Source organism: Streptacidiphilus neutrinimicus (genome assembly GCF_000787815.1).
In the GTDB taxonomy this organism is placed as follows: Bacteria; Actinomycetota; Actinomycetes; order Streptomycetales; family Streptomycetaceae; genus Streptacidiphilus; species Streptacidiphilus neutrinimicus.
In genome coordinates, this window is record NZ_BBPO01000029.1 from 48393 (window position 1) to 72105 (window position 23713).

The following is a 23713-nucleotide window of genomic DNA, read 5'->3' on the forward strand; positions in this document are numbered from 1 at the left end:
GGGGGGGCCGTCGGCCCCGCCCCCCTCGCCGTTCTCAGAGCAGGCCCTCCAGCCGGTGCGCCAGGAGGTCCCAGCGCCACGCCTCCTCCACCCACCGGCGCCCCGCCGCGCCCATCCGGGCTCGCAGGCCCGCGTCCAGCAGCAGCTCGACGAGCCGCTCGGCGAGGTCGCCGCGGTCGCGGCCCGGCACCACGTAGCCCGTCTCGCCCTCGCGGACCGCGTCCGGGGCGCCGCCGGAGTCGCCCGCGACGACCGGCAGGCCCGTCGCCGAGGCCTCCAGGTAGACGATGCCCAGGCCCTCGACGTCCAGCCCGCCGCGCCGGGTGCGGCAGGGCATCGCGTAGACGTCGCCCGCGCCGTAGTGGGCGGGCAGCTCCTCCCAGGGCACCGGGCCGGTGAAGCGCACGGACGAGGAGACGCCCGTCTCCCGCGCCAGCCTCTCCAGGTCCGCCCGGTAGGGGCCGCCGCCGACGACGAGCAGGACCGCGTCCGGCACCTTGGCCAGGACCGACGGCCAGGAGCGGATCAGCGTGTCCTGCCCCTTGCGCCGGACCAGGCGCGACACGCACACCACGACGGGCCGGTCGGTCAGGCCCAGCCGGGCGCGCACCGCGTCGCCGCCCGAGTCGGGGTGGAAGGTCTGCTCGTCGACGCCCGGGGGGACCTGGATCATCCGTGCGGCCGCCTGCGGCCCGACGGCCGAGGCGATCCGGGCGCGCGTGTACTCACCCAGATAGGTCAACGTGTCCGTGCCGGCTCCGATCCGCCGCAGCAACTGGCGGGAGGCGGGCAGCTGTGCCCAGGCGGCCTCGTGGCCGTGGGTCATGCCGACGATCCGCTCCGCGCCCGCACGGCGCAGCGCCGGGGACATCAGCCCGAGCGGCGCCGCGGCCCCGAACCAGACCGAGGAACAGCCGTGCGCGCCCAGCAGCTCCACGGCCCGGCGGGTGACCCGCGGGGTCGGCAGCAGCATCGTGGTGCGGTCACGAACGACCTCGAACGGCTGCTCCGCGTCGAACTTGCGCACCTCGACGCCGTCGCGCCAGGTCGAGGCGTAGACGACGAGGCTCTCGGCGGGCAGGCGCAGCGCCATGTTGTGCACGAAGGTCTGGATGCCGCCCTGGCGCGGGGGGAAGTCGTTGGTGACGATCAGGGTCTTGTTCACAGGGCCCTTGGTTTCTCGGTGTGACAGCGTTTCCTCGGTCCGGCAGCCCCGGTCCGGCTTGGGCTGATCCGTACGATATGGCAATGGGCATCCTCACCAGCAGCACCTTGCGTGTCTGGACGGTCTGGACCCTGGGCCGGGTGCTTCTGATCATCGTGGCCGTCGGCGTGCTGCGGGTCCCGCACACCGACGTCGCCAGCGACGTGAAGGTCATCTACCAGGGCTGGGCCGAGGTGCTGCGCACCGGGACCTTCCCGATGGACGACGTCACCTGGCAGTATCCGCCGCTGGCCGGACTGCTGATACTGCTGCCGCTGTGGATGCCGGGATCGTACTTCGTCATGTTCCTGGTCCTGGTGGGGGTGTTCGACGCGGCGGCGCTGCTGCTGCTTCTGCGGGCGGGCCGGGGCAGCCGGGCCGGGGCCTGGCTGTGGGCGGCGGCGGTGCCGCTGATCGGCCCGACCGTCTACTGCCGGTTCGACCTGCCGGTCACCACGGTGGCGATCGCGGCGACGCTCGCCCTGCCCGGGCGGCCCCGCTGGGCGGGGGTGCTGGCCGGCCTCGGGGCGATGCTGAAGGTCTGGCCGGTGCTGGTGCTCACCGGCGCCTCGCCGCGCCGCCACGCCGCCTGGCGCGCGTGGGCCGCGTGCGCGGCGACCTGCGCGGCGGTCTGCTTCGCGGCCGCGGTGACGACGCACGGGGCCTTCTCCTTCCTCGGCTTCCAGGGCTCGCGCGGGATCGAGATCGAGTCGCTGGGCGCGCTGCCCTTCTACTACGGCTCCGTCGCCGGGGTCTGGCACGGCCGGACGGCCATGCACTACGGCTCGTTGGAGTTCCTCGGCCCGCACGTCCGGACGGCCGGCCTGATCATGCTCGGGACCACGCTGCTGGCCTTCGGCTTCCTACTGCTGTGGCGGTGGCACAACCGGGTGTGGACGGCCGCCACGGTGGCGGACGCGGCGCTGACCGCGGTGCTGCTGTTCACCGTCACCAGCCGGGTGATCAGCCCGCAGTACATGATCTGGGTGCTGGGCGGCGCGGCCGTCTGCCTGACCGTGCCGCGCACCCGGATGCGGCCGGTGGCCTGGATCCTGGTCGCGGCCGCGCCGCTGACCGTCCTGGAGTTCCCGCTGTTCTGGGGCGAGCTGGTCCGGCGCTCGGTACTGGGCACGTCGCTGATCTCCGCACGCGACCTGCTGCTGCTCGCCGCGGCGGCCGTGGCCTGCGTGCGGCTGTGGCGGACCAATGACGACGCGGAGCTCGTCAGGGGGCCTTCTGCGCCGCCAGCACGTCCGAGCGCCACAGTGCCGTGAACGCGGCCGTCCCGACGCCCAGCGTGGTGCGCAGCGCCCGGTCCAGCACCGCGTCGGGGGCGAGCCTGCCGCCACGGCCGTCCGCGGCGACCGCCGCGTACAGGGCGACGAGCTTCGGCTGCCCGTAGCGCTCGACGACGCTGCGGCAGGCGAACCAGGCCTTCTGGTAGGCCTGCTGCAGGCCGGTGCCGGGAGCTCCGGCGTCGAAGTCCGCGTCGCTGGGCAGGGCCGCGAGCAGACCGGCGGCCCGAGGGCCGGCTGCCGTGAGGGCGGCGGTGAGCTCCGGGGTGGTCTGGCGCGGGCTGCGGCCGGTGTCGAGGTAGCCGGTCCAGTCGGCCACGCCCTCGGAGAGCCAGCGCGGCGTCCACTGCTCGGTCTGCGCGCGGGTGGCGACGTGGGTGGTCTCGTGGGTGATCACGACGCGGCGGCCGAGCGCGTTCAGGCCGTCCCAGGCGCCGGGGTTCACGGTGATCCGGTCGGTGTGCGCCGCGTCGGCGGAGCCGAGCTCGCCGGTGCAGACCGCGGCGATGCCGGAGAAGGCGGAGGGGTCGGCGCCCAGCAGCGTGCCGAACTGGTCGGCGGTCTGCGGGGCGATCAGCACGGTGCCCTGCCCCCAGCCGCTCCCCCACACGCCGCTGACGGTCGGCACGGCCTGGTCGGCCTCGGCGCCGAGCGCGGCCAGGGTGGCCTGGTCGCGCAGGCCGAGCACCAGGCTGTAGCGGCCGCGGACGACGCGCACGGGCCCGAGGTCCCACAGCAGCACGTCGCCGCCCGGGTGGTCCTGGTCGGCCGAGAGCAGCCAGCGCCCGTCCCCGCCCCGCTCGAAGGTGAGGTTCTGGGTGGCGGTCAGCGCGTGTTGGTCGAAGCCGGCGAGCCGGTAGTCGAGCTCGACGGCGACGGCGACCCGCTCCCCCGCGCCGACGGCCGGCGGCAGCGCGTAGGCGTCGAGGGCGAGCAGCCGGTAGCTCCACTGCGCCAGCGGCACCTCCGTCAGGTTGGCGATCAGCTCGTGCTGACGCCGCACCAGGTCGGCCGGGGCGTTCGGGGCCAGCGTCGCCGCCAGCGCGCGGGCGTCACGGGAGCGGACGGCCGCGGCCCGCGCGGCCAGGGTGCGCAGCACGCCGTCGGCGCGGGCCTCGCGGGCCTCGCGCTCGTCGTCGTGGGCGTCGGCCCAGGCCTGCCAGGCGGTGGTCCCGCCGACGCCGGCGACGACCGCGCCGGCCGAGTACAGCAGGACCCGCCTGCGGCTTATGGAGGGGGAAGAGGCCATCAGGGGCGGACCACCATGGCGACCGGCATGTCGTCGACGCTCTCGTAGCGGACCCGGGCACCGGGGTACGGAGCGTGGATGATCATGCCGTTTCCGGCATACATGCCGACATGGTGCATATCCCGGTAGTAGACCACAATGTCCCCCGGTCGGGCCTCGGAGAGCGGAACGCGCCGCCCCGCGAAGGCCTGCTCCTGGGACGTGCGCGGCAGCGACACCCCGCCGTGCCGCCAGGCCCAGTACATCAGACCGGAGCAGTCGAACGCCCCCGGGCCGGTCGCGCCGTACACGTACGGGAGACCCACCGCCGCCCGCGCGGCGGCGAGGGCCGCGGCGGCGCGGTCGTCGGCGGGCCCGAGGCCGGACGGCAGCGGCTGCGCGGCCTCTTGGGAGGCGGCCTGCGCGGCGGCGTCCTCCGCCTGCTGCAGACCGGCGCGCTGATCGGCCGTCAGGCTGCCCAGCAGCGCCTGCGCGTGGCCGAGCCGGCGCTGGACGTCGGCCTTGTCCGCGGCGATCGAGCGGCGCAGCTTCTCCAGCTCGGCCAGCTGGTCGGTCACGGCGGCCCGGTCGCGCCGCACCCGCTGCTCGTCGCCGCGCAGCTCGGCGAGGCGGAAGGCGAGGTCGGAGTCGACCTGGTCGAGCCCGGCGGCGCGCTCGAGGTAGTCGGACGGGTGGGCGCTGAGCAGCAGCTGCACCACCGGGTCGACCGTGCCGCCCTGCTCGTACTCGGACTGCGCCATCGCGCCGAGCTGTCCCGCCACGTCGTTGGCGCGCTGCTGCTCCTCGGCCAGGCGCTGCTCCAGCAGCGAGGCCCGGTGCAGCAGTTCGGCCTGTCGCTCCTGCGCCCCGACGGCCCGCTGACCAGCCGTCTCCGCCTGGGCGTAGAGCGCGTCGACCTGGTTCCGGACCTCGTCGGGGGTGCTGCTGCCGGGACCGGAGGGGGCCGGCTGGGCCTTGGCGCCGCTCTGCGCCGTCAGCACCGCCGCGGTGGCGGCGGCCACGGTGACCGCGGCGCGGGAGAGCACGGAGGGACCTAGGCGTCTGCCTCGTCGATGGGAAGCCACGAGCGGAGACGGTAGCGATTGGGACAGAAGCAGTCCAAGCTCCCCAGAGATGGAAAATCCCCACGCCATCCGTACATATGAATCAATGCGCAGGTCGTCACCGAGACGGACGGCGTGCGCGCGGGCCGACACGCCCCCGCGACCCGCTCGGCAATGCACCCGTCGGGGTGAACGTCCGGCCGGTCCGGACAGCAGCGAGCCCGTCGCCGGCAGACCGGCGACGGGCTCGGGGAGCCGAGGGCTCAGAGGTGGCGCATCGCGTAGATCGAGCCGATGTAGCTCAGCGGCTCGAACTTGACGACGGTGCCGGTGTGCGGCGCGTGCAGGACCATGCCGTTGCCGGCGTACATCCCGACGTGGCTGTCGCCGTTGAAGAAGATCAGGTCACCGACCTGCAGATCGCTGACGGAGGACACCGGGGTGCCGTCGTTGACCTGGTCGTAGGTGGTGCGGCCCAGCGAGACGCCCGCCTGCGCGTAGGCCCACTGCATCAGACCGGAGCAGTCGAAGGACTCCGGGCCGGTCGCGCCGTAGACGTACGGGAGACCGAGACGGGTCTTGGCGGCGGCGAAGGCCGCGGCCTCGACCGAGTCGCCGGCCTTGCCGCCGACGCTCACGCCGACCGTGACACCGCCGCCGCCACCGTTGCCACTGCCGCCGCCCGAGGTGCTGGGGGGGCTGGTGACGGCGGCGCGCTCGGCCGCGGTCATGGAGTCGAGCAGCGCCTGGGTCTGCTGGACCTTCTTCTGCGCCTCGGCCTTCTGCGCGGCCAGCTGCTTGGTGGTGCTCTCGATCTGCTGGAGCGTCTGCTCGGCCTGGGACTTCTGACCGGAGAGCTTCTGCTCCTCGCCCTGCAGCTGCTGGATCTGCGCGGCCTGGTTGGAGGTCAGCTGGCCGAGCGACGCCGCCTTGCTCAGGTAGTCGTCGGGGCTGGAGGAGAGCAGCAGCTGCACGGTCGGGTCGACCGCGCCGGTGGCGTACTGCTGGTTGGCGATCTCGCCGAGCTGGTCCAGGCGGGAGTTGACGTCCGCCTGGCTGCGGGCGATCTGGTCCTGCAGCGTGCCGACCGCGGCCTGCTGCTTCTGGAGCTGCTCCTGGGAGCCGTCGTACTTCTGGACCGCCTCGTCGGCCTGGGTGTTCAGCTGCTGCAGCTGAGCCCGGAGCTGGGCCGTCGTGGGCTTGGGAGCGGCCTGGGCGCTCTGCGCGGACACCGCCACGGCGGTCGCGGCAGCGGCCGTCAGGACCGACATTCGAGCACGACTAGGAGACTTGGGACGACGATGGGACGCCACGAAGGCGAGCTCCTTCTTCCTACGGCCGCCTACCGGGTGAGCTGACGGGTTCGGGCCAGGAAGTCAGCCCTACGACGCCTCCGTCGTCCCGGAATCCCACCGGTCCGCCCCTGGCGTCGATTCACCCCGGGAACCGTTGGTTCCCCGGCTCCGACTCGACGGCATCCCCCTGCGACCGCGTCGTCGAACTCGACGGTGAACGCCGCTGCCACCCGGGATGGGTAGACGACCGCACGGCGATTCGAGGAGTGACCCTAGTAACCCAACCGTGATCCGTTCAAATCCTTGTCAGGAAAAACTTCCTTCACTTCCGACATGCCGTCAGACGATCGACGCTCCGTAGTCGGAATCTGACCAGATCAGGGCGACATGAGGGAGAATTCGGTCATTCCACCGCTCGGGCCGCCCACTCTGTGAGAGTCTTCACAGGCGGTGGCGCGTGTCGCCCCGGGCGTGTCGTGCCGTCAAATCGGGTCACATGCGGCGGATCGCGACGATTCCGTGGAACCAGCTGATCGGCTGGACGGAGACGTCGTAGCCGTACTCCGGCGCGTTCAGCAGCATCCCGTTGCCGGCGTAGAGGCCGACGTGGTTGCCGCCCTCGAGCACCACGATGTCGCCCACCTGCGCGTCGGCCAGGCTCGGCACGGACGTGCCGACGCTCTCATCGGCCTGGGAGGAGTGCGGCAGGGAGATGCCCGCGTGGGCGTAGGCCCACATGACCAGACCCGAGCAGTCGAAGCCCGCCGGGGTGTCGCCGCCCCACAGGTAGGGCGCCCTGCCGATCTGGCTCATCGCCGCCTCCATGGCGGTGCGGGCGGCGCCCGATATCCCCGACAGGTCGATGGTGCCGGTGTACCCGCTGGTGGAGACCGAGCCGTAGCCGCCGCCTCCACCGCCGCCGTTGACGGCGACCTGCTGGGCCGGGGTGAGCGCGTCCAGGACGGACTGGGCCTGCTTGAGCTTCGCCAGGGCCTGGGTCTTGGCCTGGCTCATCTGCGACAGCAGCTGCTGCTCCTGTGCGAGCTCAGCGGCGGCCTCGGCCTTCTCCCGCTGGAGCGTGGACTCCTGGGCGACCAGGGACTGCAGCTCGGCGGTCTGGTTGCTGGTGAACTCGTCCTGCGAGGCCGCCTTCTGCAGGAAGGCGTCCGGCGAGCTGGAGAGCATCAGCTGCAGGGTCGGGTCGACCGCTCCGCTGGCGTACTGCGAGTTGGCGATCTGTCCCAGATCGTCCAGTTCGCCGTTGACCTGCGCCTGCTGGCGGGCGATCTCGTCCTGAAGGATCGCCACCCGCTGCTGGAGCGCCTGCTGCTGGGTGTGTGCCTGGTTCCACTGCTCGGTCTTGGCCGCGGCGTCCGACCGGTCGGCGTCGACCTGGGACTTGGCGTCCTTCGTCGAGATCGCCGGGGCCGCCTGGGCCGCGGTCTGCGCCGACAGCGCCACCACGGCCGCCGCAGCGGCGGTCATCATGGAGACGCGGGCACGGCTGGCCTGGCGGGGCCGGCGGTGAGAAGCCACGACGGTTGCAGTCCCTTCGCACACACGGAAACGTCCGCAGGTACGAAAAGATGAACGCGAGTGCGGACGTTGTGCGTGAGGATAGTGAGGGTGCGGGCCCGTTGTCTCCCCCGGGGGGCCGATCCGGGCCGCTCTCTTAACAAATGTTCAAGATCAGCGGTTTGAACAGCAGCTCAGCGTGGTGGTCGGAACGCGCGGGGGCTCAGGACCTGATGAGCCGTCGCAACAGCATCGTCGACGGCACCGGCCGCGCCCCCGAGGCGCGCACACCGTCGGCGACCTCGCGGTCCGTGGAGACGACCACGACCGGACGCCCCTCCGGCTCGGCCCGCACCAGACGGCGGATCAGCTCGTCCGCCGTCTCCCCCGTACGACTGAACAGCACCCGCACCCCGCGCGGCGGCGGCGCCATCGGGATCGGCCCGTCCAGGTCCTGACCGTCGAAGACGCAGGTGATCTCCGCGCCCGTCTGCGCCGCCAGCAGCCCGAGCCCGCGCTGCAACTGCTGGCGCTGGCGGTCCAGCGGCATACCGGGCCAGCCGGTCTTGGTGACGTTGTAGCCGTCCACCAGCAGATGCACCTGGGGCAGCTCGAGCAACTGGTCCAGCAGTGCCGGGTCGTCGCCCTCCAGGGCGCGGCGCGCCACGTCGTGCGGGGAGGCCGTCACCGGGGACACGGCGTCCACCGAGTCCGCCGGACGACCGCTCAGCGGCGCCAGTCCCAGCTCCCGCTGGAGCCCCTGCGCGCCCTGCACGACGGTGTCCAGCAGCAGCCGCAGCCGCATCTCCTCGGTCGACCGGCCCTCACGGGCGGCCCGTCGGGACGCCTCCAGGGCGGCCTCCAGCTCGGCGACCCGGTGCTTGAGCCGGCGCACCTCGCTCTCCTGGGCCCCGCGCTCGGTCGCGCCCGACGACCGCATCGCCTCCAACTCGGCGACGGCCTTGCGGGTCGCCGCCTCCGCGCGCTTGGTGTCGGCGGCGAGCGAGCGCAGCTGACGGCGCAGGCTGTCGTTCTCCTTCTTCAAGGCCTCCAGCTCGGCCTTGGCGCGCTCGGCGTCCGCCCGCTGCGCCGCGCGCAGCGTCACCAGCTCGTCCTGGAGCTTCTCGGCCAGCCGGGCCGACTCGGCGGCGACGCCCTCGTGCTCGGCGCGCACGACCTCCTCGCCCGCCTCCTCGACGATCCGGGTCCAGCCTGGCGTGCGCAGCAGGTAGGCGGCCGCGGCCACGTCCTGCGGATCGGCGGCGACCGGGACGCTCCCGCTCTCCAGCGCCGTCACCAGGTCGGGCTGGCCCTGCCGGACCCGCTCCGCTATCCGCGAGCGGAAGCCCGGCTCGGTCTCCAGCGCGGCGGCGATAGCGGTGGCGCCGCGCTTGACCCTGGCGTCGCGGGTGAACTTGACGTAGGGGCGCAGCCGGGCCGGCAGCTCGGGCGGGGCGAAGGCGCCGAGCGCGTCGGCGGCGATGCCGACCACACGCTTGCGCACGCCCTCGGGCAGCGGACGGTCCAGCGCCTCGACGCCCTCGGCGCCCGCCGCGCCGTCGTCGGGGGCCGGCGTCTGGTCTCGCTGCTCCACGTGTTCCGCTCCGATCCGCCGCACTGTCGGGGCCCCGGCACCCGGCCCGGCCCCGAACAGTCATTGTCCCCGCTTGTACCCCCCGCCGTTCAATCCGCCACATCTCCCGAGGAGCGGCTTCAGGCGCGCTTGGCCTGCTCCGCCGCCTCGGCCTCCGCACCCGGGCGATCGACCAGCTCGATCTGGTCCACCGCGTTGCACCAGCGGCAGCGCACCGACTCGACCGTCTCGCTGAGCACCTCGCGCTCCTCGACGCTCGGCTCGCCGGCCAGGTCCAGATGGACGAACTCGACGACCCGGGAGGAACGCGTCACGTCGAAGCGGGTCAGGTTGCCGCAGAGCGTGCAGCGCCACCTGGTCCCCTCGGTGGGAAGGGGAACGGCCATGGCGAGATCCTCTCGTCGTCGTCTCTTCCCGGGAAACCCTAGGGCCTCGCGGCCCGCCTCGGCACGGTCCCCCACACGCTCCAGCGTGCGGGTGTCAGATTGATCCCGAGAAGGAATGCTTTGCCCATGGTGACCCTTGCGGCCCCGGAGCCCTCGACCCGCGTCCCCCGCCCTGTTCCCTACCTGCCGCTGGTGACCTGGTCGCTCATCGCACTGTGCGTGGTCGTCTTCCTCGTCAGCCCGGTCTCGGGCCTGAACCCCTTCTACGGCTCCGGCGCGGGCCGCGCCTGCGCGCAGACGCTCTACTACCGCCAGTGGGGCGTCATTCCGGCCGAGCTGCTCGCCAACGCGCCGCTGCCCGCGAAGGCGGCGCACCTGCACCACTGCGCCGCCGCCGGCGGGCTGCCCAAGATCCCGGCGCTGTCGGTGCTGACCGCCCTGTTCGTCCACGGCGGCTGGCTGCACCTCGCGGGCAACATGCTCTTCCTCTTCGTCTTCGGCACGATGGTGGAGCAGCGGATCGGGCCGCTGGCCTTCCTCCTCTTCTATGTGGCCGTCGGCTACCTCGCCACCTACGGTTACGCGCTGTTCGAGTCCGGCAGCCCCGGCGCGACGCAGACGCTCGTCGGCGCCTCCGGCGCGATCGCCGGGGTGCTCGGGGCGTACCTGTGCCTGTATCCCCGGGCCCGCGTCACCAGCCTGATCCCGCTGCTGCTCTTCCTGCCGCTGCGCTTCCCGGCCTGGCTGGTCCTCGGCTTCTGGTTCGCGGTGCAGTGGCTCTCCATCCCCGCCACCGACCCGAACGTGCCGGGCGTCGCCTACGCCGCCCATCTCATCGGCTTCGCCGGGGGCTTCGTCTTCGCCCGACTCCTGTGGCGCCGTCAAGGGCGGCGGGAAAGCGGCGCACAGACCACCGAGTGACCAGCAGTTCGAGATCGACGGGCCGACCGTGCTCGACCTGGGCCAGGACTTCCACGCCGAGGCACAGGGGCTGGCGCCCGACGCGACGGGCTTCGCTTCCGACGCCCGCGCACAACGCCGGTTCCGGCGTCGACCCCGGGCCACGCCTGGCTCCTGGCCGGCGGCTTCGCCAACCCGCACCCGGCGAGCGGCCCCTTGCCCTGGGGACCCCTCGCGGGCCTGTTCCTCCTCGTGCTCGCCCTGCTCGCCGTCCTCGCGGGCGTCACCGCCTCGGGCAGGCTCCTGCGCGGCGCCGGCAAGCCCGGACAGCACCGGGCCGGCCCGCTGCTCCTGCTCGCCGGCGCGGCGATGATCGCGCTCGGCGTGTGGACGTGGTGAGCGCTCGCCCCGGCATGATCCACAAGGCAGGCCCTAGCATGGTCAGCGCAGGCCCCACGCCGACAGGAGACTCCGTGATCACCGCCATCGTGCTCGTCAAGACCAGCGTCGACCGGATTCCAGAGATCGCCGAGCAGATCGCCGCCCTCGAGAGCGTCACCGAGGTCTACTCCGTCACCGGCGGGTGGGACCTCATCGCCGTCGTGCGCGTCCGCGCCCACGAGGAGCTGGCCGATGTGATCCCCGGGCAGGTCAACAAGGTGCCGGGCGTGGAGCACACGGAGACTCACGTGGCCTTCCGCACGTACTCCAAGCACGACCTCGACGCGGCGTTCGCCATCGGCCTGGACGACTAGCCCGCCGAGCCGCGGCGAGGCTCAGCGGCGCGGCTCGGCGGCGCGGCTCAGCGGCGGGTGTCCGGCACGCAGCGGCCGCCCTCGGTCCGGTAGGACCACGCCGAGCCGTTGCCGACCAGTTCCCGCACCGCGGCCAGGAACCGGTCCACGTGCTCCTGCGGCGTGCCCGCGCCGAAGCTCACCCGGATGGCGTTCAGGCTGCGCTCGCCCGGCAGCGACGGCTCCGGCGCGCCGCACTCGCTCGGCGCGGTCTCCTCGCCGCCCAGCAGCGTGCGCACCAGCGGGTGCGCGCAGAACAGTCCGTCGCGCACGCCGATGCCGTACTCCGCGGACAGCGCTGCGGCGAAGTGCGAGCTGTTCCAGCCCTGCACCACGAACGAGAGCACGCCCACCCGCGGGTGGTCCTCCCCGAACAGCGTCAGCACCCGCACCTCGGGGACGTCTGCGAGCCCGACCCGCAGCCGCTCGATCAGCTGCTGCTCACGCTCGTGCAGACGGTCCAGCCCCGCCTCGGTCAGCGCCCGGCAGGCGGAGGCGACCGCGTACGCGCCGATGACGTTCGGCGAGCCGGCCTCGTGCCGCGCCGGGCCCCGGTGCCACTCGACGGCCACCGAGCCGTCCGTCTCCCGCGCGACGGTGCGGCTCGCGCCGCCGCCCGCCAGGTACGGCTCGGCCGCGTCCAGCCAGTCCGCGCGCCCCGCCAGCACGCCCGCGCCGAACGGCGCGTACAGCTTGTGCCCCGAGAAGGCCACCCAGTCAACGTCCAACTCCCGCACGGATACCCGGTGGTGGGGAGCGAGCTGAGCCGCGTCCAGGACGATCCGCGCGCCGTGCGCGTGGGCGACGGCGGCGAGCTCCGCGACCGGCCAGATCTCCCCCGTCACGTTGGACGCGCCCGTGACGCACACCAGCTTCGGCCCCTCGCCGGCCGCGGTCAGCGCGGCGTCGAGCGCCGCGACGGCCTCGTGCGGGGAGCGCGGCGCGCGCAGGTAGGCGACCTCGAGCCCGCGGCCCGGCCACGGCAGCAGGGACGCGTGGTGCTCGGTCTCGAACGCGAAGACCCGCGTGCCGCTCGGCAGCGCGCCCGCCAGCAGGTTCAGCGAGTCGGTGGTCGCCCGGGTGAAGACGACCTGGTCGTCCTCGCGCAGGTCCAGGAACGCGGCGACGGTCGCCCGGCTCTGCTCGAACAGGTCGGTGGACAGCTGCGAGAGGTACCCCGCCCCCCGGTGCACGCTGCCGTAGTACGGCGCGTAGGCGGCGACGTCGTCCCACACCCGCTGAAGCGCGGGCGCGCTGGCGGCGTAGTCGAGCGCGGCGTAGCCGACCTTCTCGCCGGTGACCAGCGGCACCTCGACCTCACGGCCGAGAACGGCGAGCGGGGCACAAACGGTGACATTACGGGCGACGACAGACATGGCGGTACCTCCGGGAGCTGCACATGGGTAGGGCGAAACAGCCCCTGCTCAAGGGGCATGGGTGTACGGAGATGTGGAGGCCTGGACGGCCTCTACCGCATTCGCTTCTGCACGGGAGAACTCCTCGAAGGACACGCGCTTGCCTGGCGGCACCTCGCCGCAGGCCTGGTCGTCACCCGGAGGCACCCCACCACGGTCGGAGGGTTGCCGGACAGCGAGCCGGGGCTTCAGCGGCTGACGCCGCGTGCTGTCACTCGTGACCTGTTCAGGAGTATGCCAGAGGCCCACTCGGTGGGCGATGAGCGTTCCGGCATATGAGAACCCCCAAGAGGCGCGAGGCTCTGCCGCGTGGGCGCGAGCAACCACGCCGTGCGGACTGCCCCGCGCGTTCGGGGCTCTACCCGCGTGGGTGGCTGGTCGCGCCCCCGCGGCGGCGCCGCACGTCGGCAGAGCCTCGCGCCCCCAGAGGCCTACGCCTGCGTCGTGGCCTTCGACCACTCCGCGAGCTTGCGCTCCGCCGCGCCGGAGTCGAGGGACTCCGCGGTGCGGTCCATCGCCGCGCGCATCTGCTCCACGAAGGGCGCGTCCGTCGGAGCGAGAGCGACCAGCGCGGAGGCGCTGTTCAGGACGACCGCGTCGCGGACCGGGCCGCGCTCGCCGGCCAGGACGCGGCGGGCGACCTCCGCGTTGTACGCGGGATCCGCGCCGCGCAGGGCCTCGATCGGGGCGAAGGCGATGCCCACCTCGCGCGGGTCGAAGGAGAACCGCTCGACCTCGCCGTCGCGCACCCGCCAGACCGTCGAGGTCGTGGTGATGGTCAGCTCGTCGAGACCGTCGTCGCCGCGGAAGACCAGCGACGAGTTGCCGCGGCGCGCCAGGACGCCCGCGATCAGGCCGGCCATGCGCGGGTCGAAGCAGCCGACCGCGTTCGCGCCGACCCGGGCCGGGTTGGTCAGCGGGCCGAGCAGGTTGAAGAAGGTGGGGACGCGCAGATCCCCGCGCGCCGTCGCCGCGTGCCGCATGGAGGGGTGGAAGACCGGCGCGGGGCAGTAGGTGATGCCCGTCTCCACGGCGACCTCCGCGACCCGACGCGGGGTCAGCGCGAGATTGACGCCCAGCTTCTCCAGCACGTCGGTCGCGCCGCTCGCGCTGGACGCCGCCCGGTTGCCGTGCTTGGCGACGCGCGCGCCCGCGCCCGCCGCGACGATCGCGGACATGGTGGAGATGTTGACCGTCTTGGCGCGGTCGCCGCCGGTGCCGACGATGTCGACCGCCGGGCCCGGGACCTCGATCACCGTGGCGTGCGCGTACATCGCGTCCACCAGGCCGGAGATCTCCTCGACCGTCTCGCCCTTGGCGCGCATCGCGACCATGAAGCCGGCCACCTGCGCGGGGGTCGCCTCCCCCGAGAAGATCTGGTCCATCGCCCAGGCGGTGTCGTCCGCCGTCAGGTCCTCGCCGGAGAGCAGCGGCATCAGGACGTCGGGCCAGGTGCGCACCCGCGCGGGGTCGTCGCCGCCGAACGCAGGATTGGAGTGCACCATGACTGTCGCCTCTCGAAGGCCGGGGTCGATCAAGACGACCCCAGCCTATCGAGCGGGAGAACGGGCAAGACGACAGATCTCACGCGGCGAGATTCTCTCGGGCGGCCGGACTCTCTCAGGCAGCCAGACCCGCGCGTCCGCGCAGCAGCGCGGTCGCCGCGGCGACGAGCGCGACCGGGTCGACCGGCGCGGGGACCGCGGCGTCGGCGTGGCTCCACGTGGCGAGCCAGGAGTCCTGGGGGCGGCCGATCAGCACCAGCACCGGCGGGCACTGGTAGATCTCCTCCTTCAGCTGGCGGGTCAGGCCCATGCCGCCCAGCGGCACCGCCTCCCCGTCCAGCACCAGCAGGTCGATCCGGCGGGCGCCCTTCTCGTACTCGTCCATGGCCCGGACCACGGCCGGAGCCGTCGCGCACTCCAGGTAGGAGAGCTCCGGCAGCTCCGCGTCGGGCCGCTTGCCCAGGGCGAGACGCACCTGCTCCCGGGTGTTGCGGTCGTCGCTGTAGACAAGGATGTTCAGGGCCATCGCTCGTTCTCTCCCTACATCGGGATGTGACCGTTACCACTGCGCGGTGCTCGTTCGGATGCTACTCGCGTCCCGCGCGCCACAACACCGGGTGAACGACGATCTCTGATAGGAAGGTCCGGACAGCCGCACAAGCTTCACCACTTCGAGCGACACCGCGTCGCCCGGCGTTCCGTCGCGCCCCCTCCGACCTGGCAGGACAGAGCGTCGGAGGGTACGTCATACGCCAGACACACCGAGGAAGACCCCCCGGCGTTAGTGCGGAATAAGGGACCGACATAATGTCGGTCGTGGCGACAGCAACTGCAGTAGAAACCGGGCACGCGCACGGTTCGGTCAACCGGCCGAACCTCACCAGCGTCGGAACCATCGTCTGGCTGAGTTCCGAGCTGATGTTCTTCGCGGCCCTCTTCGCGATGTACTTCACGCTTCGTTCGGTGACGGGTACCGCCTTCTGGCACTCGCAGAACGACGCGCTGAACGTTCCCTTCTCCTCCGTGAACACCACGATCCTGGTGCTCTCCTCGTTCACCTGCCAGATGGGTGTCTTCGCCGCCGAGCGCGGCGACGTGAAGAAGCTCCGGGCCTGGTTCATCGTGACCTTCATCATGGGCGCGATGTTCATCGGCGGTCAGATCTACGAGTACACGGAGCTGGTGAAGCACGACGGCCTCTCGCTGTCGTCCTCGCCCTACGGCTCGGTGTTCTACCTCACCACCGGCTTCCACGGGATGCACGTGACGGGTGGTCTGATCGCGTTCCTGCTGGTCCTCGGCCGGACGTACGCGGCCAAGAGGTTCACTCACGAGCAGGCGACCGCGGCCATCGTCGTGTCCTACTACTGGCACTTCGTCGACGTGGTCTGGATCGGCCTCTTCGCGACCATCTATCTGATCAAGTAGCAGGGTCGGACCGTCAGGGACGGTCTACCGGACTCTCCAGACGCTCCAGATCCTCACACCGGGGTTTATTCCGTGAAAAAGCTCTCCGCACGACGGCGCCACCCGCTGGCAGCGCTCGTCGTCCTCATCTTCGCCCTGGCGGCCACCGGGGGGTTGTGGGCGGCGCTCGCGCCGACCAGCAGCGCCTCGGCTGATGCCAGCCAGTCCCTCCAGGTCGAGGAGGGCAAGCGGCTGTTCCAGGTCGGCTGTGCCAGCTGCCACGGTCTGAACGGCGAAGGCACCAACCTCGGCCCGTCCCTGGTGGGCGTCGGCTCTGCGGCCGTCGACTTCCAGGTCGGCACGGGCCGCATGCCCGCGCAGCAGCCGGGCGCGCAGGTCCCGAGCAAGAAGGTCATCTACAACCAGGCCCAGATCGACCAGATGGCGGCCTACGTCGCCACGCTCGGCTCCGGCCCGGTCATCCCGACCCAGGACCAGTACTCCGGCGGAAACGTCGCCTCGGGTGGCGAGCTCTTCCGCACCAACTGCGCCCAGTGCCACAACTTCGCCGGCGCCGGCGGCGCCCTGAGTGAGGGCAAGTACGCGCCGAGCCTGGCGGGCGTCAGCGCGAAGCACATCTACGAGGCCATGCTGACCGGCCCGCAGAACATGCCGTCCTTCCCGAACTCCACCATGCCGGAGCAGCAGAAGAAGGACATCATCGCGTACGTCCAGCACGCGACGAACAGCGACGCCAACCCGAGCTACGGCGGTATGACCCTGGGCGCGATCGGCCCGGTCTCCGAGGGTCTCTTCGGGTGGATCTTCGCGCTGGGCGCCCTGATCGGCACCGCGATCTGGATCGCCGCCCGCACCCCCAAGGCCAAGAAGTCATGACGAGCCAGGACAACATGTCTGAAGAACACCTGCCGGAGGCCACGCACGGCCACGGGGGCGGACCCGTCGTCAGCAAGGACGGATACTTCGCCGACCCGGGCCTGCCGCCCCACGAGCACCGCCGTACCGACATCGACGAGAAGGCAGCCCGCCGTGCGGAGCGCCAGGTCGCGACGTGGTTCCTGCTGTCGATGCTGGCGACTGTCGGCTTCATCGCCAGCTACGTCATCTTCAAGCCGGGACCGACGCACCACGTCTACATCTGGCCCGTCGGCGACGTCTCCCCGCTGAACTTCGCGCTCGGCGTCACCCTCGGCATCTCGCTCTTCGCCATCGGCGCGGGTGCGGTCCACTGGGCCCGCACGCTGATGTCGGACGAGGAGCACATCGCCGAGCGTCACCCGATCGAGTCGAGCCCCGAGGTCCGCGAGCAGGTCTTCGCCGACTTCCGTCAGGGCGCCAAGGAGTCGGGCTTCGGCCGTCGCAAGCTGATCCGCAACACGATGATCGGCGCCATGGCGATGGTCCCGCTCTCCGCGGTCGTGCTCTTCCGCGACCTCGGCCCGCTGCCGGAGAAGAAGCTGGACACGACCGGCTGGAAGGCCGGCATGCTCCTGAAGAACATGAACACCGGTGAGCCCATCAAGGCCTCCGACGTTCAGGTCGGTTCGCTGACCTTCGCGATGCCGCAGGACCTGTCCGAGGACGACGAGGACTTCCAGGTGCGCATCGCCAAGGACGCGCTCATGCTGGTCCGTCTGCAGCCGGGCGACATCAAGGACAAGAACTCGGCCGCCTGGGGCTACGAGGGCGTTCTCGCGTTCTCCAAGATCTGCACCCACGTCGGTTGCCCGATCAGCCTGTACGAGCAGCAGACGCACCACGTCCTGTGCCCGTGCCACCAGTCGACCTTCGACCTGTCCGACGGCGCCCGCGTCATCTTCGGTCCGGCCGGTCACCCGCTGCCGCAGCTGCAGATCGGTGTCGACAGCACCGGCAACCTCGAGGCCCTCAACGGCTTCACTGTTCCCGTCGGCCCCGGCTTCTGGGAGCGCAGCGAATGAGCACTCACGCATACGACGACTCCCACGAGGAGCAGATCGGCCACAGCGAGGCCGGTGTCGAGCAGAAGCACCTGGGCGAGAAGACCGCCGACTGGGCGGACGGTCGTCTGGGCATCTACAGCCTGGCCAAGGCCAACCTCCGGAAGATCTTTCCGGACCACTGGTCCTTCATGCTGGGCGAGATCTGCCTCTACAGCTTCATCATCATCATCCTGACCGGCGTCTACCTGACGCTGTTCTTCCAGCCCAGCATGGGCGAGGTCATCTACCACGGCTCCTACACGCCGCTCCAGGGCATCAAGATGTCCGAGGCGTACGAGTCGGCGCTGAACATCAGCTTCGACGTGCGTGGTGGCCTGCTGATCCGTCAGATCCACCACTGGGCGGCGATCGTCTTCGTCGCGGCCATGCTGGTGCACATGATGCGCGTCTTCTTCACGGGCGCGTTCCGCAAGCCGCGTGAGATCAACTGGCTGTTCGGCTTCCTGCTGCTGTTCCTGGGCATGTTCGACGGCTTCATGGGCTACTCCCTCCCGGACGACCTGCTGTCCGGTACGGGTATCCGCTTCATGGAGGGCGCGATCCTGTCGGTGCCGCTGGTCGGCACCTACCTGCAGATGTTCCTGTACGGGGGTCAGTTCCCGGGCAACGACATCATCCCGCGCTTCTTCACGATCCACGTGCTGCTGATCCCGGGCATCATGCTGGGCCTGCTGGTGGCCCACCTGATCCTGGTCTTCTACCACAAGCACACGCAGTTCGCGGGCCCCGGCCGGACCGAGAAGAACGTCGTCGGCATGCCGCTGATGCCGGTCTACATGGCCAAGGCGGGTGGCTTCTTCTTCCTGGTCTTCGGCGTCATCGCCTTCGTCTCGGCGATCGCCTCGGTCAACCCGATCTGGGCGTACGGCCCCTACCGCCCCGACCAGGTGTCCACGGACGCCCAGCCGGACTGGTACATGGGCTTCTCCGAGGGCCTGATCCGCATCATGCCGGGTTGGGAGATCCGGGCCTGGGGTCACACCCTGGAGCTGGGCGTCTTCATCCCGCTGGTGGTCTTCGGCCTGATGTTCGTCGTCATCGCGATCTACCCCTTCCTGGAGGGCTGGATCACCGGCGACAAGCGTGAGCACCACATCCTCGACCGCCCCCGCAACGCCCCGGTCCGCACCGGCCTCGGCGTCGCGTGGATCGCCGAGTACCTGATCCTGCTCGTCGGTGGTGGCAACGACCTGTTCGCCACGCACCTGCACATGTCGATCGACGCGATCACCTGGACCTGCCGCATCCTGTTCTTCGTCGGCCCGGTCGTCGCCTTCATGGTGACCAAGCGCTGGTGCATGGGCCTGCAGCGCAAGGACAAGGACAAGATCCTGCACGGTCGCGAGACCGGCACGATCAAGCGCCTGCCGCACGGCGAGTTCATCGAGGTCCACGCGCAGCTGCCGCAGGAGGAGCTGTTCCGCCTCACCGCGCACGAGCAGCAGGCTCCGGCCCAGCTGCCGCCGGCGGTCGACGAGAACGGCGTCAAGCGCAAGGTCGGTGCGGTGGCCAAGCTCCGTGCGAAGCTCTCCGCGGGCTACTTCGGCCCGCAGAGCCAGATCGCGAAGCCGACGGCCGAGGAGCACGCCGAGATCACCGCCGGTCACGGCCACCACTGATCCGGGGACCGATCCTCTGCTGATCCGACTGCAGTAACGCCGCCGCCACAGCGGTAGAGGCCCCCCTCCCTTCCGGGAGGGGGGCCTCGTGCGTTCCACCCGTCCTGCGGTGACTCCTCAGCGGTCACTCCTCGCGGGGGCGCCCCTGCAGGCTCAGCAGCAGGTAGAGCACCAGGGCCGACCCGAGGCCGACGGCCCAGCCGTAGTCGGCCAGCGGCTTCAGGGCCGGAATCAGGCCGTCGACCGGGAACGGGCCCTGCTTCACGCCGCCGCTGACGGTCGAGTAGGAGCCGCCGACCGCCAGCACGCCGCCGACCACGAAGGCGAGCACCGCGCGCAGGTTCCAGCCCCCCGTGTACCAGTACCGGCCGCCCTTGCGGTACAGGTCGGCCAGGAGCAGCCGGGTGCGGCGCAGCAGCCAGTAGTCGGCGATGAGGATGCCGGCGACCGTGCCGAGCAGGCCGCCGACCACGCCCAGCCAGGTGTAGATGTAGACGTGCGGGTTGGCGATCAGCTTCCACGGCATGATGACGATCCCGACCACGCCGGTGATCAGCGCCCCGGTGCGGAAGTTCACGTACTTCGGTACCAGGTTGGACAGGTCGTAGGCGGGCGAGACCACGTTGGCGGCGATGTTCACCGACAGCGTCGCCACCATCACGATCAGCAGCGCGAACAGCGCGCCCGCGACGTTGCTCATCCGCGCGCTCAGGGCGATCGGGTCCCAGATCGGCGCCCCGTAGACGGCCTGCGAGCCGGAGGTCACCAGCACCGACAGCACCGCGAAGAGCGTCATCGTCGTCGGCAGCCCGAGCGTCTGGCCCCACATCTGCGCCTTCTGGCTGCCGCCGAAGCGGGTGAAGTCGGGGATGTTGAGGGAGAGCGTGGACCAGAAGCCGATCATGCCCATCAGCGCCGGGAAGAAGACCTTCCAGAAGTCGCTCCCCCAGCCCAGCCTGGACGGCTGGTCCAGCAGCGGGCCGAGGCCCCCGGCCTTGTCCGCCATGAAGCCGAGCAGGACCAGGGCGCCGATGACGACCAGCGGCGCGGCCCAGTTCTCCACCCGCCGCAGCGTCTCCATGCCCCGGGTGACGATGGCGATCTCGATCAGCCAGAAGACCAGGAACGAGAGCCACTGCGTCCACGGTGTGCCGGCGATCTCGCCCGCCGTCAGCCAGCCGTGGCCCAGCACCTTCCCGGCCAGCAGGTAGATGCCCTCGCCGCCGATCCAGGTCTGGATGCCGAACCAGCAGCAGGCCACCGCGGCCCGCACCAGGGCGGGCAGGTTCGCGCCGCGCAGCCCGAAGGAGGCGCGGGCGAAGACGGGGAACGGGATGCCGTACTTGGTGCCCGCGTGCCCGGTCAGCAGCATCGGCCCGAGCACGATCAGGTTGGCCAGCGCGATCGTGAGCACGGCCTGCTTCCAGTCCATGCCGAGCGCCACGAGCCCGGAGGCCAGGGTCCACGAGGGGATGCAGTGGGCCATGCCGACCCAGAGCGCCAGGTAGTTGTAGGTGCGCCAGGTGCGGCGCTCGACGGGGACGGGGACCAGGTCGCCGTTGGCGAACCGGGTGTCGTCGAGCACCACGCCCGGCGCCAGCGCCACCCGGCCGTCCGGATGGATCTGCTGCAGCGTGGAGGGATCGGTCAGGGCTCTCTCGGTCGAGGACAACGGACGCCACCTCGCTTCGCGAAGGCTGACAACCGACCGGAAATCGGCCGGAAACCGTCAGTAGAGCAGAGGGCGATCTCCGCGCATAGACCGCGTCAGCTCCGTTCGTGCACGCTCCGGGTGGCGAGCGCCTCACGCCGCAGGCAGGCGAGCCACGCCGCGTCGGCGTCCTCCTGGTGGCGGCAGTGCGAGGCAGCCCCTGTTCTGAACGGGACTTGGACGTGTTGGCGAGAGGTTTTCACGCGCTGGGACGCAGGTACCCCACGCTCGCCGTCACACCGGCCCCGGAGGCGCCCGCGCCGCCGGTCGCCGCGGCGGGGTCGGCCGGCTGCGTGGTCACCGTCCGGCCGAGGGCGCTGCCCTTCTGCCAGTCGGACCAGCTCAGGTTCCAGTCGCCGAAGCCGTTGCCGAAGGGCTCCATCTCGTGGCCGAGGCTGTGGACCACCTGAACCAGGTCACCGCGCCGGAAGGTGCTGTAGAACCACTCCGCGCTGCCGGTGCTCATCCCGGTGCAGCCGTGGCTGACGTTGGCGACGCCCTGTGAGCCGACCGACCAGGGCGCCGCGTGGACGTACTCACCGCTCCAAGTCACCCGGGTGGCCCAGTAGACGTCGAGGGCGTAGGAGTTGGAGCTGCCCGCGGCGATGCCGACGGTGGAGGAGTTCATGAACACCTCCTGCTCCTGCTCCAGCACCACCTTGATGCCGTTGCGGGTGGAGAAGCCGGGCTTGCCGGTGGTGATCGGGATGGAGCGGATCTCCTGGCCGTTGCGGTAGACGGTCATGTAGTCGCTGCCCGCGTCGGTCAGGGCCAGCATCCGGTCGCCGGTCCTGAACCCGATGGAGACCGGGGCGCCGCCGTAGAGGCCGTTCTGCACCTTGGCGCCGCCGAGGTCGAAGGAGGCCTGGATCACGGCGTGCGCGGGCCAGTAGTCCTTCGGCCGGAAGTGCAGCGTCTTGTCGTCCACCCAGTACCAGGCGCCGGTGACGGACGGGGTGGAGCGGACCGTCAGGGCGCTCTCGACGACCTTCCGGGCGGCCGGGTCGTGGACGGGCCGGCTGAGCGCGACCGTGATCGGCTCACCGACGCCGTAGACGGCCTTGTCGCCGGGCGTCATGGTGGCGGTCAGGGTCGCCGTCGCCGCGAGGGTCGTGAAGGTCCTCTGGACCCCGCCACGGCCGTCCCCGTCGCCGTTCGCGGCCTGGACCCTGACGGTGTAGTGGGCGCCCGCCGCGAGCGCCCCGGTGGAGCGCCAGGAGCGCCCGTCCGCGGACAGCCGCCCGGCGACCTGACGGCCCGTGTCGGAGACGACGGTGACGTCGGTGAGGCGGCCGCCGTCCTGCGCGGTGACCACCACCGGCAGCGACGGGTCCACGTTCGCGGCGCCGGACGGGGAGATCCGCACCAGCCCGCTCGCGTCGACCTGCTGCTCGGGCCCGACGCCGCCACCGCTGCAGGCCGCCAGGGCCAGGGGGCCGGCCGTCAGAACCACACCGGCGATGACATTGCGAGCCCACACCACGTTTGCCGACTTCATGTGCCGTCACGCCCTCTCCTGAGGTGGCAGGCGTCGAGCGATCCGACGTCTCGTCACATCGTAGGAAAGTCGTACATTTCGCACGCGTTCAGTGATCCGGGCGAGTGAGCGGGGCCCCTGCGCCGGCGTGTCGGCTATGCCGAAGGGCCGGGCTCGCGCACCTCTCGGTGCGCGAGCCCGGCCCTCGAACGGTCCGGATCAGCCGCAGGTCACTGCGTCTGGCTCTCGCCGCGGTAGTACTCGAAGGTCCAGCCCCAGATGCCGATGAGGATCACCGGCATGGCGAACATCAGCAGCCACCAGCCGAAGATGACACCCATGAAGCCGAGCGCGCCGCCGAAGCCGAGGGCCAGCGGCTGCCAGCTGTACGGGCTGAAGAAGCCCTGCACGCCGGCGTCGTCCGAGACCTCCGCCTGCGGGTTGTCACCCGCGCCCGTGTCCACGCGACGAGCGGTGAACAGCAGGTAGAAGGCGATGAACGACCCGAGGCCGAAGGCCAGGAAGAGGCAGGTGGTGCCCGTCGGGTCCTTCGCCCACAGGCCGTACCAGATGGCCATGCCCAGGACGAAGACCGCGAAGCCGGCGAAGATCTTGCCTTGCTCCTTCATCGGTCACCCGCCTCCTTCTTCTCGAGTGCGGCCTGCAGGTGGGCCGGCACCTCGCCGTGGTTCTCCAGGTAGTCGCGCGCCGCGATCTCCGGGTGGTGCAGGTCGAACGCCGGGGATTCGGAGCGGATGCGCGGCAGCGTGAGGAAGTTGTGCCGCGGCGGCGGGCAGGAGGTCGCCCACTCGAGCGAGCGGCCGTAGCCCCAGGGGTCGTCGACCGTGACCTTCTCGCCGTACTTGGCCGTCTTCCAGACGTTGTAGAGGAACGGCAGGATCGAGGCGGCCAGGACGAACGAGCCGATCGTCGAGATCAGGTTCAGCGTGGTGAAGCCGTCGCTGGGCAGGTACGTCGCGTAGCGACGCGGCATCCCCTCGGCGCCCAGCCAGTGCTGCACCAGGAAGGTGGTGTGGAAGCCGATGAACAGCATCCAGAAGCAGATCTTGCCGAGCTTCTCGTCCAGCATCTTGCCGGTCATCTTGGGCCACCAGAAGTGGAAGCCCGCGAACATCGCGAACACGACGGTGCCGAAGACCACGTAGTGGAAGTGGGCGACGACGAAGTACGAGTCCGAGACGTGGAAGTCGATCGGCGGGGAGGCGAGCAGAACACCCGTCAGACCACCGAAGACGAAGGTGACCAGGAAGCCCAGCGTCCACAGCATCGGGGTCTCGAAG

The 23713-nt window shown here is 71.2% G+C and carries 22 protein-coding genes and 2 riboswitches; of the genes, 8 read left to right on the top strand and 14 right to left on the bottom strand.

Annotated elements, in window-relative coordinates:
* Nucleotides 1-34 precede the first annotated feature (34 nt).
* Nucleotides 35-1165: a glycosyltransferase family 4 protein gene (locus tag TR48_RS19630; protein WP_042369110.1), complete on the bottom strand. Its 1131-nt coding sequence runs from the start codon at nt 1163-1165 to the stop codon at nt 35-37.
* An 83-nt stretch (nt 1166-1248) separates the two neighbouring features.
* On the opposite strand from TR48_RS19630, the gene TR48_RS19635 reads away from it, so the two are divergent.
* The gene (locus tag TR48_RS19635; protein ID WP_042369112.1) at nt 1249-2478 is read left to right on the top strand and encodes a glycosyltransferase 87 family protein; all 1230 of its coding nucleotides are present in this window, start codon (nt 1249-1251) and stop codon (nt 2476-2478) included.
* Here TR48_RS19635 and TR48_RS19640 read toward each other — a convergent pair.
* From TR48_RS19640 to TR48_RS19665, 6 genes are all read right to left on the bottom strand, one after another.
* Complete coding sequence (locus TR48_RS19640) at nt 2429-3748, bottom strand: hypothetical protein (protein WP_052442796.1); 1320 nt, start codon at nt 3746-3748, stop codon at nt 2429-2431. The genes TR48_RS19635 and TR48_RS19640 overlap by 50 nt on opposite strands.
* Nucleotides 3748-4773, bottom strand: a complete 1026-nt coding sequence (locus TR48_RS19645) for a C40 family peptidase (RefSeq protein WP_236652228.1) — start codon at nt 4771-4773, stop codon at nt 3748-3750. The genes TR48_RS19640 and TR48_RS19645 overlap by 1 nt, the downstream gene beginning before the upstream one ends.
* A 281-nt stretch (nt 4774-5054) precedes the next feature.
* Complete coding sequence (locus TR48_RS19650; protein ID WP_052442797.1) at nt 5055-6062, bottom strand: C40 family peptidase; 1008 nt, start codon at nt 6060-6062, stop codon at nt 5055-5057.
* A 52-nt stretch (nt 6063-6114) separates the two neighbouring features.
* Nucleotides 6115-6275, bottom strand: a riboswitch (cyclic di-AMP (ydaO/yuaA leader).
* Between the two features lie 303 nt (nt 6276-6578).
* Nucleotides 6579-7622 carry a C40 family peptidase gene (locus TR48_RS19655; protein WP_042369118.1) on the bottom strand — a complete coding sequence of 348 codons (1044 nt, stop codon included), beginning with the start codon at nt 7620-7622 and terminating at the stop codon, nt 6579-6581.
* Nucleotides 7623-7824: 202 nt separating this feature from the next.
* On the bottom strand, nt 7825-9195 hold the full coding sequence (locus TR48_RS19660) for an NYN domain-containing protein (protein WP_042369120.1): 1371 nt from the start codon (nt 9193-9195) through the stop codon (nt 7825-7827).
* Between the two features lie 119 nt (nt 9196-9314).
* Nucleotides 9315-9581: a hypothetical protein gene (locus TR48_RS19665; protein WP_042369122.1), complete on the bottom strand. Its 267-nt coding sequence runs from the start codon at nt 9579-9581 to the stop codon at nt 9315-9317.
* A 126-nt stretch (nt 9582-9707) separates the two neighbouring features.
* Here TR48_RS19665 and TR48_RS19670 point away from each other — a divergent pair, with 126 nt between their 5' ends.
* From TR48_RS19670 to TR48_RS19680, 3 genes are all read left to right on the top strand, one after another.
* Complete coding sequence (locus tag TR48_RS19670) at nt 9708-10502, top strand: rhomboid family intramembrane serine protease (RefSeq protein ID WP_042369124.1); 795 nt, start codon at nt 9708-9710, stop codon at nt 10500-10502.
* A gap of 195 nt (nt 10503-10697) precedes the next feature.
* Nucleotides 10698-10880 (top strand): hypothetical protein, encoded by a 183-nt coding sequence (locus tag TR48_RS19675; RefSeq protein ID WP_042369126.1) that lies wholly within the window; start codon nt 10698-10700, stop codon nt 10878-10880.
* A 74-nt stretch (nt 10881-10954) separates the two neighbouring features.
* The gene (locus TR48_RS19680) at nt 10955-11236 is read left to right on the top strand and encodes an Lrp/AsnC family transcriptional regulator (RefSeq protein WP_042369128.1); all 282 of its coding nucleotides are present in this window, start codon (nt 10955-10957) and stop codon (nt 11234-11236) included.
* A 47-nt stretch (nt 11237-11283) separates the two neighbouring features.
* Here TR48_RS19680 and TR48_RS19685 read toward each other — a convergent pair whose 3' ends face one another.
* The 3 genes from TR48_RS19685 to TR48_RS19695 form a co-directional block, all read right to left on the bottom strand.
* Nucleotides 11284-12651, bottom strand: coding sequence for an aminotransferase class V-fold PLP-dependent enzyme (locus tag TR48_RS19685; protein WP_042369130.1), 1368 nt, complete (start codon nt 12649-12651; stop codon nt 11284-11286).
* A 130-nt stretch (nt 12652-12781) separates the two neighbouring features.
* A riboswitch (SAM riboswitch) is annotated at nt 12782-12913 on the bottom strand.
* A 208-nt stretch (nt 12914-13121) separates the two neighbouring features.
* A complete protein-coding gene (gene trpD, locus TR48_RS19690) occupies nt 13122-14195 on the bottom strand; it encodes an anthranilate phosphoribosyltransferase (RefSeq protein WP_042369132.1) in 1074 nt (357 codons plus the stop codon).
* 115 nt (nt 14196-14310) lie between these two features.
* The gene (locus TR48_RS19695; RefSeq protein WP_042369135.1) at nt 14311-14721 is read right to left on the bottom strand and encodes a response regulator transcription factor; all 411 of its coding nucleotides are present in this window, start codon (nt 14719-14721) and stop codon (nt 14311-14313) included.
* Nucleotides 14722-15002: 281 nt separating this feature from the next.
* On the opposite strand from TR48_RS19695, the gene ctaE reads away from it, so the two are divergent.
* The 4 genes from ctaE (at nt 15003) to qcrB (ending at nt 19224) form a co-directional block, all read left to right on the top strand.
* The gene (ctaE, locus tag TR48_RS19700) at nt 15003-15623 is read left to right on the top strand and encodes an aa3-type cytochrome oxidase subunit III (protein ID WP_042369137.1); all 621 of its coding nucleotides are present in this window, start codon (nt 15003-15005) and stop codon (nt 15621-15623) included.
* A 72-nt stretch (nt 15624-15695) separates the two neighbouring features.
* Nucleotides 15696-16499 carry a cytochrome bc1 complex diheme cytochrome c subunit gene (gene qcrC / locus TR48_RS19705; RefSeq protein WP_042369139.1) on the top strand — a complete coding sequence of 268 codons (804 nt, stop codon included), beginning with the start codon at nt 15696-15698 and terminating at the stop codon, nt 16497-16499.
* Nucleotides 16496-17563 (top strand): cytochrome bc1 complex Rieske iron-sulfur subunit, encoded by a 1068-nt coding sequence (qcrA, locus tag TR48_RS19710; protein WP_042369141.1) that lies wholly within the window; start codon nt 16496-16498, stop codon nt 17561-17563. Before qcrC ends, qcrA begins: the two co-directional genes overlap by 4 nt.
* On the top strand, nt 17560-19224 hold the full coding sequence (qcrB, locus tag TR48_RS19715) for a cytochrome bc1 complex cytochrome b subunit (protein WP_042369143.1): 1665 nt from the start codon (nt 17560-17562) through the stop codon (nt 19222-19224). The genes qcrA and qcrB overlap by 4 nt, the downstream gene beginning before the upstream one ends.
* 124 nt (nt 19225-19348) lie before the next feature.
* On the opposite strand, the gene TR48_RS19720 is transcribed toward qcrB, so the two are convergent.
* The 4 genes from TR48_RS19720 to TR48_RS19735 all read right to left on the bottom strand — a co-directional run.
* Complete coding sequence (locus TR48_RS19720; RefSeq protein WP_236652229.1) at nt 19349-20896, bottom strand: NCS1 family nucleobase:cation symporter-1; 1548 nt, start codon at nt 20894-20896, stop codon at nt 19349-19351.
* Between the two features lie 238 nt (nt 20897-21134).
* On the bottom strand, nt 21135-22433 hold the full coding sequence (locus TR48_RS19725; RefSeq protein WP_084729568.1) for a L,D-transpeptidase: 1299 nt from the start codon (nt 22431-22433) through the stop codon (nt 21135-21137).
* Between the two features lie 209 nt (nt 22434-22642).
* Nucleotides 22643-23041, bottom strand: a complete 399-nt coding sequence (locus TR48_RS19730) for a cytochrome c oxidase subunit 4 (RefSeq protein WP_042369145.1) — start codon at nt 23039-23041, stop codon at nt 22643-22645.
* Nucleotides 23038-23713 (bottom strand): cytochrome c oxidase subunit I (locus TR48_RS19735; protein ID WP_042369148.1); only part of this gene is annotated, 676 nt, incomplete at its 5' end. The genes TR48_RS19735 and TR48_RS19730, both read right to left, overlap by 4 nt.